The organism is Bradyrhizobium sp. Kon69 (assembly GCF_055807515.1).
Genome location: NZ_JBVVOS010000539.1, coordinates 1 through 241, shown reverse-complemented (window position 1 = coordinate 241; position 241 = coordinate 1). Strand labels below are relative to the sequence as shown.

Sequence of the window (241 nt, the reverse complement as noted above, 5' to 3'; positions counted from 1 at the left end):
CGCCAAGGCTACGCTGAAGCTGCTCAAGCTGGTTCCAGGCAGCCTGATGGGAAGGGTCTCCATTGAGCCATTGTTGCCACGCCAGCCGCTCGGCGGGCGTCGGCGATTGTGCCTGGAACTGCACGTACCAACTGGCAGCCGCCTCGAATGTCTTGCGGTCGGGTGCTGGCATTACAAACCGGCCATGATCAGTGAACACTCGGTAAGAGCGCGGATCATGTGTTTCTTCACTGTGGTCAAC

At 59.3% G+C, this 241-nt stretch carries 1 protein-coding gene; it reads right to left on the bottom strand.

All coding sequences use genetic code 11. The features are described 5' to 3' along the window. Positions 1-172 (bottom strand): DUF4880 domain-containing protein (locus AC0L3U_RS40080; RefSeq protein WP_473365221.1); only part of this gene is annotated, 172 nt, incomplete at its 3' end. Between the last annotated feature and the right edge of the window lie 69 nt (positions 173-241).